We start from the raw sequence: 13,079 nt of genomic DNA, 5'->3' as shown, positions 1-13,079 counted from the left end.
GTGGGGGCGGGTTCCACCAGTTCCACCAGGACGCCGCCGGCGTCCTTCGGGTGTACGAAGTTGATGCGGCTGTTCGCGGTGCCGCGTCTCGGGGTCTCGAAGAGCAGCCGCATTCCCCGCTCGCGCAGTGCCGCGCAGGCCTTGTCGATGTCAGCCACGGTGTACGCGACCTGCTGCACGCCCGGCCCGTTGCGGTCCAGGAACTTGGCGATCGTCGACTCCGGCGTCAGCGGGGCGAGCAACTGCACGCAGCCGCCCTCGGTGGTCGGGCCGACGGACAGCATCGCTTCCCGCACGCCCTGCTCGGCGTTGGTCTCGACGTGTACGCAGCGCATCCCGAACGTCCGCTGGTAGAAGTCGATCGCGGCGTCCAGGTCGGCGACCGCGATCCCGACGTGGTCAATCTTGCGAAGCCCGATGTCCGTGACGTAGTCCTCACCGGGCTCGGCGGGGGAGTTCTCAGTCATGGCGTTAGTCTGGCCGAACAAGCGTTAAGGCGTACAGCTCGGCACCCCCCTCGAACAGCTCGGCACCCCCTTCGGAGGCAGGCATGGCTTCGGTGATCATCAGCGGCGCGCGGACCCCGATGGGGCGGCTGCTGGGCAACCTCAAGGACCTTCCGGCCACGAAGCTCGGCGGGATCGCCATCAAGGCGGCGCTGGAGCGGGCCGGCGTCAGCCCGGACCAGGTCCAGTACGTGATCATGGGGCAGGTGCTCCAGGCCGGCGCCGGTCAGATCCCGGCGCGGCAGGCGGCGGTCGAGGCTGGCGTGCCGATGTCGGTGCCGGCGCTGACCATCAACAAGGTCTGCCTCTCCGGCCTGGACGCGATCGCCCTGGCCGACCAGCTGATCCGTGCCGGCGAGTTCGACATCGTGGTGGCCGGCGGCATGGAGTCGATGACCAATGCCCCGCACCTGCTGATGGGCCAGCGCACCGGCTACAAGTACGGCGACGTGGTGGTCAAGGACCACATGGCACACGACGGGCTCAGCGACGCCTGGGACTGCTGCTCGATGGGTGAGTCGACCGAGCGCCTCGGCACCAGGCACGGCATCACCCGCGAAGAGCAGGACGCCTTCGCCGCCGCCAGCCACCAGCGGGCCGCCGCCGCGCAGAAGAACGGCCACTTCGCCGACGAGATCGCCCCGGTGGTGATCCCGCAGCGCAAGGGCGACCCGCTGGTCATCAGCGAGGACGAGGGCATCCGCCCGAACACCACAGTCGAATCGTTGGCCAAGCTGCGCCCCGCCTTCGCCAAGGACGGCACCATCACCGCCGGCAGCTCGTCGCCGATCTCCGACGGCGCCGCCGCCGTGCTCGTGATGAGCAAGGCCAAGGCCATCGAGCTGGGGCTGACCTGGCTGGCCGAGATCGGCGCGCACGGCAACGTGGCGGGCCCGGACAACTCCCTGCACTCGCAGCCGTCCAACGCGATCAACCACGCCCTGAAGAAGGGCGGCCTGAGCGTCGCGGACCTGGACCTCATCGAGATCAACGAGGCGTTCGCCCAGGTCGGCGTGCAGTCCACCCGGGACCTCGGGATCAGCCCGGACAAGGTCAACGTCAACGGCGGCGCGATCGCGCTGGGGCACCCGATCGGCATGTCCGGCGCGCGTCTCGTCCTCACCCTCGCCCTGGAGCTGAAGCGACGCGGTGGCGGCACCGGCGCGGCGGCCCTCTGCGGCGGCGGTGGCCAGGGCGACGCGCTGATCATCCACGTGCCGGGAAGCGCAGCGGCGGACCGGTGAGCGCGAGGAGCGAGCCGGTTCTGCGAGCACCGCAGTCGCGAACGAAGACGGCACTGTGAGCGAGGCGGCCGAGCAGGTCCCGGCAGCTGGCAGCACGTCGGTGCGCCGCAGTCGGGACGTACCGCAGCTGGTCGAGCGGGCCCGCGCGGGCGACCCCCGCGCGGTGGCCCGGTTGATCACATTGGTGGAGAACGGCGACCCGCTGCTGCCGGCGGTCGCCGCGGCGCTGGCGCCGTACGCCGGGCAGGCCCAGGTGGTCGGGTTGACCGGCTCACCCGGGGTGGGCAAGTCGACCACCACGAACGAGCTGGTCCGCTCACTGCGCGCACGCGGGCACCGGGTCGGCGTGCTGGCGGTGGACCCGTCCAGCCCGTTCACCGGCGGCGCGATCCTCGGCGACCGGGTGCGGATGCAGGACCACGCCACCGACCCGGGCGTCTACATCCGGTCCATGTCCAGCCGGGGGCATCTCGGCGGGTTGTCCGCAGCGACGCCGCAGGCGGTCCGGGTGCTGGAGGGCGCCGGCTGCGACGTGGTGCTGGTGGAGACCGTCGGCGTCGGGCAGGCCGAGGTCGAGGTGGCGTCGCTGGCCGACACCACGCTGGTGCTGCTCGCACCCGGGATGGGCGATGCGATCCAGGCGGTCAAGGCCGGCATCCTGGAGATCGCCGACGTCTTCGTGGTCAACAAGGCCGACCGCGACGGCGTCGACGCGACCGTCCGCGACATCCAGGGCATGATCGCGCTCGGTGAGCGCGGCCCCGGGCAGTGGCGGCCGCAGGTGGTCCGCGCGGTCGCTTCGCGGGGCGAGGGCATCGACGACATCGCCGCCGCCATCGACAAGCACCGGGGCTGGCTGGTCGAGCACGGCGAGCTGCGCCGCCGCCAGGAGGCGCGGGCCGCCGCCGAGGTCGAGGCCATCGCGCTCGGCATCCTCCGGGCCCGGATCGGCTCCCTACGCGACGGTACGGAGCTGGCCACGCTCGCCGCGAAGGTGGCCGAGGGCGGCCTCGATCCGTACGCGGCGGCGGACACCCTGCTCGCCCAGCTCGCCCGCTGACCCGCCCGCTCGTTGGTCGCCGTCTCGCGCGGTCTGCTGAGCCGAAACGACCCGGCGGGTCGCGTCCCGGCGACGTCCGGCGAGGTGCTGGCAGTCAGGTGCGTGTGAGGGCGTCCCGTTCACACCTGCTGAGCAGCCACGGAAGGTGCGGGGCGCCCACCCGCCCGCCGCCGAGCGCGGTGAGGACCAGCGTGGTGTCGCCGACGCGCATCACCACCCGGTTGCCGCTGGCGTACGCCTCGTCGCCGATGCCCGGCAGCGGGGTGGCGACACCGCGCGCGTTGGCCCGCCACGCGATCCGTCCCGCCGTACCATCCGCCCACGCGGCCCGCAGCACAGTGGTGTCGTCGAGCTCGGAGCGGAAGTCGACGCGCTGCGGGCGGCGTTCCACGCGTACCGGTTGACCGACGAACCGCGCGACGTCCTCGACGGACACCGGAAGCGGCCCGGCCCGCACATGACGTACCTCCCCGAAGACGTCGGTGACCAACGGGCCGGTCAGTTCGCTGTCGGGTCCGGCCGACGGCCGGGGGCCCGGGTCTGCCGGTGCGTGCGCGCTGACCGCGATGACGCGTCGGCTCCACGGCCGAACGGTGATCGTCACGACGTCGCCCTGCCGCCAGCGGTCGCCCCACTCGTGGGGCAGCGCCCAGGCGGTGGTCTCGTCGGCGGTCCCGTCGTCGATCACGAGGTGGCTGACTCGTGGGCTGTCCTGCGCCCGCCGCAGGTGGAGCGCGAGCACCCGGCCGGTGATGGTCACGGACCGCGTCCGGTCCACCAGCGTGCGGATCAGCAGGTAAGCGCCGCCGGTGAGCAGCACGTACCCCGGCAGCGCGTACCAGCCCGCGTGGCCGGCCACGATCAGCACGAGCGTTCCCGCCAGCACGACCAGCAGCGCCTGGAGGAACAGGGCTGGGGTGCCGCTGCCGTACCAGGGGCGTCCTCGCGGATAGCGCACCCGGATCCTGCGACAACCGCCGTGGTAGGTCGACCAGAGGTTGCGCCGGACACCGGCGCTGAGGTCGAGGACGTCGCTGGCCTGCCGGGTCACGCCCAGCGCGGCGCCGTACGCGAGGTAGCGGTCCCAGATCGCCACCGCCGACGGCGGCAGCTCGGCGAACTGCTGGTGGTTTCGCAGCCAGGACCGCACCCCGAGCCAGCGGGCGGTGGCTTTCGACCCGGCCGGAGTGGCGCGCTCGCCGATGCGCTGCACCAGGCCCGCGAGCACAGCGGCGACGGTGAGGGAGACGAGGAACGTCCAGCGGAGGTGGGTGCGGTGCACAGCCACGAGGCCGCAGACCACGCCGACCGCGAGTGCCCCGAGGTACAGCGCGGTCATCATCGTCGGCCCGAATCGGCGTTGCGACAGCCCGGCCGCGCGGGCATCGGCGACCACGGCGGCGCGCAGCCGGCTGTTCCAGGTCCTGGACTCGTTGTCGTCCCGGAAGGTCAACGCCGTCAGCGGCACCACACCGTCGACGGCGAGCTCGCGGACCCGCGCCAGCACCTGCCGTTCGTACGGCCGTAGGCCGCCCTCGTCGGGATGCTCCCCGGCGAGATGGATGGTGGTCCCATAGGGGTCGGCGTCCGGCTGTCGCAGCTCGTAGTAGCCGGCCGCGGCCAGGTCGAGCAGCGTCGAACCCGCTGCGCCCGCGTGAGTCGACCCGCCGTCGACCAGCAAGCCCGCCACGGCGGGCGGCTCCGGGCCGAGATCCATGGTGGCCGGTAGGGCGGCAGGCGGCAGTGGGCGGGTGGCGACCCGGCAAGCCGCGTACGCGAGGAGCCAGAGCCCGAGACTGGCACCGGCGAGGAGGAGGTCGGGCACGGCCTAGAAACCGATCGCGATCACTGCACGGTCGGAGTCGGCCACGGTGAACAACTCACGCCGATGGAAGCCGAGCATGCCGGCGACCAGGTTCGTGGGGAAGCTCTCGATCGCCGTGTTGTACTGCTGGACGGCGTACGTCAGGAACTGCCGTGAGTAGGCGATCTTGTCCTCGGTGGTGGCCACCTCGCTCTGCATCGCCGCGAAATTCTCGCTCGCCCGCAGCTGCGGATATGCCTCGGCGAGGGCGACGAGACGACCCAGAGCCCGGCTCAGCGCGTTCTCGGCGTCGGCCCGCCCCGCGTCGCCGCCACTGTGCGCGATCGCCACCCCGCGTGCCGCCACCACGGCGTCCAGGGTGCCGCGCTCGTGCGACGCGTATCCCTTGACGGTCTCGACAAGGTTCGGGACCAGGTCGTGCCGTCGCTTGAGCTGCACGTCGATCTGGGACCAGGACGCATCGACCTGGTTGCGCATGCGGACCAGCTTGTTGTAGACCCGGATCAGCCACACCGCGACCAGCAGGACCACCGCCGAGCCCACGAGGCCGGCGGCAAGGATCGATGTCATCTGGGCAAGATAGCGAACGGGGCGTGCCGCACCGACCGGGCGTCCACAGCGGACGTCGCCCTAGTACGCTCGCACGGCCCCCACGCCGCCGGCGCGGGGCCGGTGCGACGGGTGGGTGGGAGAGCATGGCTGACGACGCGACCCAGGAGCTGTCGGTGACCCCGGACGCGGTGGCGGGCGGGAGCACGCACGTCTCCGACGAGGTGGTGGAGAAGATCGCGGCGGCCGCCGCCCGAGCGGTGCCCGGGGTGGCCGAGCTGGGCGGCGACGTGGCCCGGTTCTTCAACACGGTGCTCGACAAGATCGGGCTCGACCAGGTGGGCGACGCCCGGCGCGGCTGCTCGGCGCACGTCACCAACGGTGCGGCGGTGATCAACCTGGTCATCGTGATCGACGCTGGCCGTCCGGTGCCGGAGGTGACCGACGCGGTCCGGGCGAGGGTGACCGAGGCGGTCGAAGCGTACGGGCTGCGAGTTGACGAGATCAACATCCGGGTCGACGACGTGGCGATGGGTGCACCCTCGGCTTCGACGGTCTGACCTGAGCGCGCACCGGTGGGTGCCCTAAGCTCCTGACGTCAAGATCCTCAGTGGAGGGTCCACCGGAATGGAGTAAAGATGCCGAAGATTCTGCGTCGTCCGCGCCGCCGCACCCTCATTGCTGCTGCCGCCCTGGCCGGCGGCATCGTGCTGGGCACCGCGTCGCCCGCTCTCGCGGACTACAACAGCCCGATGTACCCGACGATGTCGGCGTGCAAGGCGGCCCGGCCGACGTACGTCTCGTCGTGGACGTCGCCCCAGCAGTGCTGGCCGATGTACAACAACAGCGGCACCGTGGTGGTTGGTTACCAGTTCCTCGTGAAGACCCGTTACTGAGATCAGTCTCGTGACCTCGGGTGGCGGTGGGCGGCAGGTGCCCGTCGTCGGGGAATGACGGACGTCCGTCGTGCCACCGGGGTCCCCTCGTGCCGGTGCGGCGGTGGCAACGGCCACCGCCGCACCGAAACCGGGCGAGAGTTGGACGTCGGCGATCCACGCACTCGGCCTGCCGCCGCTCCGGAGTCGGCCCAGCGCACGTTACCCGTCGGTACGACGTGACTTAGCGATCGTTCAGGTGAGGGCCTTACACTCGACGTGCTGTCGAGGAACCGAGGAGGAGCCCTGCTCATGGACGCCGACGAGATCGACGCCGGACGCGCGCGCTGGCAGGCCCGCTACGACGCCGCGCGCAAGCGGGACGCCGACTTCACCACGCTTTCCGGCATGCCGGTGGAACCGGTCTACGGGCCGCCGGAGGGCGCCACCTATCCCGGCTTCGAACGGATCGGCTGGCCGGGCGAATATCCGTACACCCGGGGTCTGTATCCGACCGGATACCGCGGACGGACCTGGACGATTCGGCAGTTCGCCGGCTTCGGCAACGCCCAGCAGACCAACGAGCGTTACAAGATGATCCTCGGCGCCGGCGGCGGCGGCCTCTCGGTCGCGTTCGACATGCCGACGCTGATGGGCCGCGACTCGGACGACCCACAGGCGCTCGGCGAGGTCGGTCACTGCGGCGTCGCCATCGACACCGCCACCGACATGCAGGCGCTCTTCGACGGCATCGACCTGGCCGACGTCACCACCTCGATGACCATCTCCGGCCCGGCCGTGCCGGTGTTCTGCATGTACCTGGTCGCCGCCGAGCGGCAGGGCGCCGACCTGTCCAAGCTGGACGGCACACTGCAGACCGACATCTTCAAGGAGTACATCGCGCAGAAGGAGTGGCTCTTCGACCCGGAGCCGCACCTGCGCCTGATCGGCGACCTGATGGAATACTGCGCCGCCGAGATCCCACGCTACAAGCCGCTGTCGGTCTCCGGCTACCACATCCGTGAGGCCGGCTCGACCGCCGCGCAGGAGCTGGCGTACACCCTGGCCGACGGTTTCGGCTACGTGGAGCTGGGCCTTTCGCGCGGGCTGGACGTGAACGTCTTCGCGCCCGGGCTGAGCTTCTTCTTCGACTCGCACCTCGACTTCTTCGAGGAGATCGCGAAGTTCCGGGCCGCCCGCCGGATCTGGGCCCGCTGGCTGCGCGACGTCTACGGCGCGACCAGCGAGAAGGCCCTCTGGCTGCGGTTCCACACGCAGACCGCCGGTGTGTCGCTGACCGCGCAGCAGCCGGTCAACAACGTCGTACGCACAGCCGTCGAGGCCCTCGCGGCGGTGCTCGGCGGCACCAACTCGTTGCACACCAACGCGCTGGACGAGACCCTGGCGCTGCCCACCGACGAGTCCGCCGAGATCGCCCTGCGTACGCAGCAGGTGCTGATGGAGGAGACCGGTGTGGTCAACGTGGCCGACCCGCTCGGCGGCTCCTGGTACGTCGAGGCACTGACCGACAAGATCGAGGCCGAGGCGGAGGAGATCTTCGCCCGGATCCGGCAGCTCGGCGGTGACGGGCCGCACCAGATCGGCCCGATGACCTCGGGCATCCTGCGCGGCATCGAGGACGGCTGGTTCACCGGGCACATCGCCGAGTCGGCCTTCGTCTACCAGCAGGCTCTCGAAAAGGGCGACAAGAAGATCGTCGGGGTCAACTGCCACACCGGCACGGTCGCCAAGGAGCTGGAGATCCTGCGCATCTCGCACGAGGTGGAGCTGGAGCAGCGCCGGGTGCTCGCCGAGCGCAAGGGCGCCCGGGACGATTCGGCGGTCCGTGCGGCGGTGGCCCGGATGGTCGACGCCAGCCGCACCGACGAGAACATGATCCCCGCCATGCTCGACGCGGTCCGCGCCGAAGCGACCCTGGGGGAGATCTGCGACGCGCTCCGCGCCGAATGGGGCACCTACCGCGAACCCGCCCGCTTCTGACCCATACCACCACCCCCGTCGATCACGCATCCGCTGCCCGCTTCCGGGCGGCAGAAATGGCCGATCGCCGGGGGTGGGGGTGGGGCGTGAGAGTTGCAACGTCGGGGTTGCGGGTGAGCTGAGATCGGGGGCTCACGTGCGAGACTAGGTAACCATGAGCGACCCACGGATCACCTCGTCGATCTTCACCCGCGGCGCGGTCGACCTCAGCACGCTGCGTGGCCCCGCACCAGCAAGTCCCCGCCCCGGCACGCCCCCGCAGGGCGGCCCGTCCAACGGCGCCCCGGGCGCGCCCACCGCAGGCGGTAACACCGCCATCGTGGACGTCACCGAGGCGACAATCCAGTCCGACGTGCTCGAACGGTCGATGGCCATGCCCGTCGTCGTGTTCTTCGGCGCCGCCGGCTTCCCGGAGAGCGACGAGTTCGCCCCGGTGCTGGAACGGCTGAACGCCGAGGGCGACGGCCCCTGGGTGCTGGCACGGGTCGACGTGCAGGAAAACCCGCGAATCGCCCAGATGTTCCGGGTCCAGGGCATTCCCATGGTCTACGCGGTCGTCGGCGGGCAGCCCGTCGACGCCTTCTCCGGGGTCGTGCCCGAGGCGCAGCTTCGGCAGTGGCTCCAGGCCGTCCTCAAGGCCGGCGGCGTGGCCGTCGCCGAGCCGGAGGACCCCCGCCTCGACGAGGCGGACGACGCGCTGATGAGCGGGGATCTGGACGCCGCCGAGCAGGCGTACAGGAAGATCCTGGCCGACGCGCCCGCGGACGCCGCTGCCACCGCGGGGCTGGCCCAGGTAGGGGTGGCCCGCCGGGTGGCCGGCGCAGACCCCACCACCGCCATGGCTGCCGCCGAGAGCGCCCCCGACGACGTGGCCGCCCAGCTGCTGGCCGCCGACATCGAGGTGCTCAGCGGCCTGGCCGAGCAGGCGTACGCCCGGCTCGTCGGTCTGGTCCGGCGCACCGCCGGCGAGGACCGCGAGACCGTCCGCCAGCACCTGGTCTCGCTCTTCTCCATCGCCGGCCCGGACGATCCGGCGGTCGCCTCGGCACGCCGGGCCCTGGCCAGCGCCCTGTTCTGAGTTCGTAGCACGCCAGCGCGGGCCGGCGTTCCGGCCGGCCCGCCCGACCACCGAGGACGGGAGCTCATGATGCGCCGGATCGCCGTCCTCGACGCGCCGACAAACCTTGGCCTGCGGCCACCGACGTCCACGTCGGTCCCCGGTTGCGGCAAGGCGCCCGGCGCGCTGCGCGACCACGACCTGCTGGCCCGGCTGCGTGCCCGCGACGCCGGCTGCATCACCCCACCCCGGTACGACCCGGGCGACTGGCGGCCCGGCGACGGCGTGTGCCACGCCCGGGAGATCGCCGACTACTCGCTGGCGCTCGCCGAACGGATCGGCTCGATCATCGACCGGGGGGAGTTCCCGGTGGTGCTGGGCGGCGACTGCTCGGTGCTGCTCGGCTCGGCGCTGGCCATGCACCGCCTCGGTGAGGCCGTCGGCGGGCGGATCGGGCTGGTCTTCGTCGACGGGCACTCCGACTTCCGGCACCCCGGCAACGCCTCCTACGTCGGCGCGGCTGCCGGTGAGGACCTTGCCCTCGTCACCGGGCGTGGGCAGGCCGACCTGGCCGCCCTGGAGGGCCGCCGACCCTACTTCCGCGACATCGACGTGGTGGTGCTCGGCATCCGCGCGCAGGACGAGTATCGGCTCGACCTCCAGGCCGCCGGGATCACCACCCGGCCGGTCCCCGCGCTGCGCGCCGAAGGTGCCGCCCGCACGGCCCAGTGGGCGCACGAGCAGCTCGCCGACTGCGCGGGCTACTGGGTGCACATCGACGTGGACGTGCTCGACCCCGCGGTGATGCCCGCCGTGGACGCTCCCGACCCGGGTGGCATCGCCTTCGCCGAGCTGGAGATCCTGCTCGCCGGCCTGGTCGACACCCCGCACTGCCTCGGCGTGGAGCTGACCGTCTTCGACCCCGACTACGACCCGGACGGCTCGTACGCTGCCGAGATCGTCAACACCGTGGTCGCCGGCCTGGCTCCGGTCAGCGCACCGGAAGCGGTGCCGCCCCGACTGCTCTCGGTCCGGCCGACCCCCGGCCCCCGGCGCGGCAACGGCCGGACCCCGGGCACCACCGAACGACCCGACCGCTCCCAGCGGCTCGACGGGCCGGACCGTGCCGACCAGCTCGATGGGCTCGTTCGTGGTGCGCGCCCTGATGGGCTGGAGCGGGGCGAGCGGTTCGATCAGCTCGTTGCTGCCGAGCGGCTCGATGCGCTGCCGAGCGCGATTCATGGCGAGGAATCGTTCGCCGACGTTGCCCCGTGGGACCCGTCCGTCGACGCCAGGTCGCTCGCGGAGGCCGGACCCTCCGATCTCGGGTCTGCCGGCGACGCACCCTCGGGCTTCGGGTCTGCCGGCGTTGGTTCTTCCGACGGCCGCTTCTTCGGGGGCACAACGCCGCATGACATCGTGGCCGAGACGGAACCAGCAGTCACCAACGGTCAGGCCCGGTCCGAGCAGTCGACCGTCGCAGCGGACATCGCCGCCACGTTCGAGCGGGAGCCGGTCGAGCGGGAGCTGGTCGAACCGGAGCCGGTCGGTCCGCCCGCGTCGGCCGGCCCAGGCCTGCTGCGGCGACCTTCCGCACCGGCCCAGGACCCCTCGGACCACCACAAAGCTGACACGGCCTGACCCGTCTGGCGGCCCCTCCGGGCCGTGATCGACTCGGTTTCACGGAAGTCGCGGTATCCAGGTGGCTCGGACACCGCAGTTTCCGTGAAACCGAGTGGATCAACGCCTTCGTGGTGCGCGGTGCTTTGGGCCGCTCGCTGCGGGGCGCGCTTGTCGCGCGGGTGTCAGGACTGTGGGAGGGCGCGGAGGAAGCGCTCGGCGATCGGGACGGCCGAGGCCGTGCTGGCCCCGCCCTTCTCCACGAACACGGCGAACGCCACGTCGCCCCGCCAACCCACGAACCAGGCGTGGGTGTGGGCCGGGTTGTCGTCGTACTCGGCGGTGCCGGTCTTGCCGTACACCTCGCCCGGCACATCCTTGAGCGCGCTGCCGGTGCCGCTGGTGACCACCTCGCGCATCATCGAACGCAGCGCCGCGACCGATTCCGGCTTGAGCTGCTCACCCGCCGCGGCCGGCTTGGCCGGCGCCGGGTCGAGCAGGAGCTTCGGCTGCTCGAACCGGCCTCGGGCGACGGCGGCGGCGGCACCGGCCATGGCCAGCGGGCTGACCAGCGTGGTGCCCTGCCCGAACGATGCCGCGGCCTGCTCGGCCGGGCTGCCGCCCGTGGACACCTTGCCGGTGAAGGCGTCGGTGCCGAGGTCCCATTGACCCTCCAGGCCCAACGTGCGGCCGGCAGCGGCCAGCCCGTCGCCGCCGAGCTTCGGGGCCAGCGAGGCGAACGCCGTGTTGCAGGACTTGGCGAAGTCGGTGCGGAACGGCACCGAGCCCAACTCGAAGTTGTCGGAGTTCTTGAAGGACCGACCATCGACGGTGAAGGTCTTCGGGCAGGCCACCGGCCCGTCCAGAGTGACAGCGCCCCGGTCCAGCAGGCCCAGCGTGCTGACCACCTTGAACGTGGAACCCGGCGGCACCTGGGCGGTGAAGGCCAGGTTTTCACCGGCCGGCCCGGGACCGTTCGCCGCGGCGAGCACCGCGCCATCGCTGATCCGGAGAGCCACCAGGGCGGAGCGGCGGGACTCGGCGCGCAGCGCCCCGTCGGCCGCGTTCTGGGCGGCGACGTCCAGCGTGGTCTTCAGCGTCTGCCCGGGCTGCGGCTCCCGACGGAAAAGCTCAGTGCCGGTGGACTCCAGTTTGCCGCCCTCGGCCGGCCGCTCGACCACCACGGTCAGCCCGGGCGCGCCGCGCAGCCGTTCGTCGTAGCGGCCCTGCAACCCGCCGTGCCCGACCAGGTCACCGGCGACGTACCGGTCCGGGTGTGCGGTGAGGTCGTCCGCCTGCGCCGGGTCGACAGTGCCGAGCACCGCCCGGGCGAACTCCCGGGTCGGCGCCAGGTCGACCTTGGCGGAGATGAACTTGGTGCCGTCCAGGTCGTAGATCCGGGGCTTGATCTGGAGGTACGCCTCCTCGCGCAGCGACACCACCTCGACGAAGGCACCCGGCTCGGCCTTGTCGACCCGCTCGGGCAGGTCGGCCAGGTCGACGGCGGGCACCAGCGCCGGGCGGATCGCCCTGAACGCCCCGTCGAGGTCCTTGACCAGCTTCTTGATGTCGGTGACCCCGTCGGGCTGCACGCCCACCCGGACCACCGGGCGCGGAGTCACGAGCGGTTGCCCCGCGGCGTCCAACACCGCGGCCCGGGCACCGGCGTCGCGGCGCAGCGCCAACCGGTCACCCTTGGTGAGCTGCTCGTGCACCACCCTGGGCTCCCAGATCACCTGCCACTGGTCGTCATCGCCGTGCGCGAGGCGTAACTCCCGGTCGTACGTCCAGCGGGTCTGACCGGGCAGGTTCCACTCCACCTGGACCGTCGCGGTCGCGATGTCCTTCGTGACCTTCGGCTCGCCGCGCCGCTTCAGCGTGGGCGGGGTGGCCGCCAGCTCGCCGGAGAGCTCCTTGATCTCGCGAGTCACCTCGGCCGAGGGCAGCTTGTTGCCGGTCGGGTCGATCATGCCGACCGCCTGGAGATCGCCGCTGCGCCAACCGCTGAGGAAGGCGTCGACGGTGCTCTGCGGCCCGTCGTCACCCGAGCAGCCGGCGAGAACACCGGCCGTGAGCAGCGCCGTGGTGAGGGCGGCGGTCAGGCGGCGGGCGCGGTTCGGCCGGTGGGGCCGGGGGTACGACAAGGGCATGGAGCTTGTCCTTCCGATCTCAGACTGCCCCCGCACGGTAGTACGCCAACGCCGTCCCCAACGTCCCCCAGGCGTGCGAGCGCGGGTAAAGACGGGCCCCGCCCGTGTGATGAACATCGCGTGGCGGGGTATCCCGCAGCCGGCCAACCTCGGACCCGCAACGGGTGAAAGGACAAAGTCCCGATCCGGACG

General features: G+C 71.9%; 10 protein-coding genes and 1 pseudogene. 7 read left to right on the top strand and 4 right to left on the bottom strand.

Annotated features, from left to right (window positions below):
- Positions 1 to 467 (bottom strand): methylmalonyl-CoA epimerase (mce, locus tag KBX34_RS06795; protein ID WP_210923801.1); only part of this gene is annotated, 467 nt, incomplete at its 3' end.
- Between the two features lie 83 nt (positions 468 to 550).
- Between mce and KBX34_RS06790 the strand changes: the two genes are divergently transcribed.
- Both KBX34_RS06790 and meaB read left to right on the top strand, forming a co-directional pair.
- Positions 551 to 1,750 carry an acetyl-CoA C-acetyltransferase gene (locus KBX34_RS06790; RefSeq protein WP_141910917.1) on the top strand — a complete coding sequence of 400 codons (1,200 nt, stop codon included), beginning with the start codon at positions 551 to 553 and terminating at the stop codon, positions 1,748 to 1,750.
- 55 nt (positions 1,751 to 1,805) lie between these two features.
- On the top strand, positions 1,806 to 2,810 hold the full coding sequence (gene meaB / locus KBX34_RS06785; protein WP_088949883.1) for a methylmalonyl Co-A mutase-associated GTPase MeaB: 1,005 nt from the start codon (positions 1,806 to 1,808) through the stop codon (positions 2,808 to 2,810).
- 94 nt (positions 2,811 to 2,904) lie between these two features.
- On the opposite strand, the gene KBX34_RS06780 is transcribed toward meaB, so the two are convergent.
- Both KBX34_RS06780 and KBX34_RS06775 read right to left on the bottom strand, forming a co-directional pair.
- Complete coding sequence (locus KBX34_RS06780) at positions 2,905 to 4,635, bottom strand: DUF2207 domain-containing protein (RefSeq protein ID WP_210923799.1); 1,731 nt, start codon at positions 4,633 to 4,635, stop codon at positions 2,905 to 2,907.
- A gap of 3 nt (positions 4,636 to 4,638) precedes the next feature.
- Positions 4,639 to 5,205: a LemA family protein gene (locus KBX34_RS06775; RefSeq protein ID WP_210794802.1), complete on the bottom strand. Its 567-nt coding sequence runs from the start codon at positions 5,203 to 5,205 to the stop codon at positions 4,639 to 4,641.
- 125 nt (positions 5,206 to 5,330) lie between these two features.
- On the opposite strand from KBX34_RS06775, the gene KBX34_RS06770 reads away from it, so the two are divergent.
- The 5 genes and pseudogenes from KBX34_RS06770 to KBX34_RS33395 all read left to right on the top strand — a co-directional run.
- Positions 5,331 to 5,744 (top strand): Asp23/Gls24 family envelope stress response protein, encoded by a 414-nt coding sequence (locus KBX34_RS06770; protein WP_141910914.1) that lies wholly within the window; start codon positions 5,331 to 5,333, stop codon positions 5,742 to 5,744.
- A 78-nt stretch (positions 5,745 to 5,822) separates the two neighbouring features.
- Entirely contained in the window at positions 5,823 to 6,080 is a 258-nt protein-coding gene (locus tag KBX34_RS06765) for a hypothetical protein (protein ID WP_088949879.1), read from the top strand.
- Positions 6,081 to 6,371: 291 nt separating this feature from the next.
- Complete coding sequence (locus KBX34_RS06760) at positions 6,372 to 8,060, top strand: methylmalonyl-CoA mutase (protein ID WP_210923797.1); 1,689 nt, start codon at positions 6,372 to 6,374, stop codon at positions 8,058 to 8,060.
- Positions 8,061 to 8,214: 154 nt separating this feature from the next.
- Positions 8,215 to 9,138 carry a tetratricopeptide repeat protein gene (locus tag KBX34_RS06755; RefSeq protein WP_210923795.1) on the top strand — a complete coding sequence of 308 codons (924 nt, stop codon included), beginning with the start codon at positions 8,215 to 8,217 and terminating at the stop codon, positions 9,136 to 9,138.
- Positions 9,139 to 9,204: 66 nt separating this feature from the next.
- Positions 9,205 to 10,212 (top strand): annotated as a pseudogene (locus KBX34_RS33395) (arginase family protein); the annotation flags it as partial.
- 710 nt (positions 10,213 to 10,922) lie between these two features.
- On the opposite strand, the gene KBX34_RS06745 reads toward KBX34_RS33395, so the two are convergent.
- Entirely contained in the window at positions 10,923 to 12,887 is a 1,965-nt protein-coding gene (locus KBX34_RS06745; protein WP_210923791.1) for a penicillin-binding transpeptidase domain-containing protein, read from the bottom strand.
- Between the last annotated feature and the right edge of the window lie 192 nt (positions 12,888 to 13,079).

It is taken from the genome of Micromonospora sp. M61, assembly GCF_018070245.1.
GTDB classification, from domain to species: domain Bacteria; phylum Actinomycetota; class Actinomycetes; order Mycobacteriales; family Micromonosporaceae; genus Micromonospora; species Micromonospora zamorensis.
This window is presented reverse-complemented; position numbering and strand designations above follow the sequence as displayed.